The sequence below is a fragment of the Alcanivorax sp. UBA3183 genome, from assembly GCF_002364155.1.
GTDB lineage: Bacteria > Pseudomonadota > Gammaproteobacteria > Pseudomonadales > Alcanivoracaceae > Alcanivorax > Alcanivorax jadensis.
Genome location: NZ_DEXN01000038.1, coordinates 1 through 746 on the forward strand (window position 1 = coordinate 1; position 746 = coordinate 746).

1 protein-coding gene is annotated in these 746 nt (G+C 60.9%); it reads right to left on the reverse strand.

Features of this window, described 5'->3' with window-relative positions:
- Positions 1-39: 39 nt before the first annotated feature.
- The coding region (locus B3Q33_RS11580; protein WP_286827549.1) for an electron transport complex subunit E at positions 40-746 on the reverse strand (707 nt) is incomplete at its 5' end.

Below are 746 nucleotides of genomic sequence, written 5' to 3' on the forward strand. Positions count from 1 at the left end.
TAGCCGATAGGCGTTATCCACCATGATGCGATGAAGGTATTAACTGACTTTGCCGGTGGTGCGTACCCGCCGGCTCACCTTGGGTTCGTCGGTGGCCCTGGCTTTCTGGATGGCCTTGAGGCGCTTGTCGATCACGTTCTTGCCGGCGATGATCAGGCCCAGGCCCACGAAGGCTCCCGGGGGCAGGATGGCGAACAGGAAGCCGCCGTAGTTTTCTACCACCTGAATCTGCCAGTCTGCCGCCATGGGGCCAAACAGCAGCTGCATGTTGGTGAACAGGGTGCCCAGACCGATCAGCTCACGCATGCCGCCGAGAATCAGCAGGATCACCAGAAAACCCAGCCCCATCATGAAACCGTCCAGCGCCGCTGGCAGTACCGGGTTCTTGCTGGCAAAGGCGTCGGCACGGCCCAGCACGGTGCAGTTGGTGACGATCAGGGGAATGAAGATACCGAGGATTTCGTACAGCTCGAAGGTGAACGCCTGCATCAGCATTTCAATCACCGTCACCATGGCGGCGATGATCATCACGAAAGCGGGCAGGCGTACCGCATCGGTCACGTACTGACGAATCAGCGACACGCAGATGTTGGAGCCCATCAGCACCACCAGGGTGGCCAGGCCCAGGCCCAGGGCGTTGACCACGGTGCCGGTCACCGCCAGCAGCGGGCACAGGCCGAGAATCTGCACGGTGGCCGGGTTGTTGTTCCACAGCCCGTCCAAGGCCAGTTCCCGATAGGATTTAC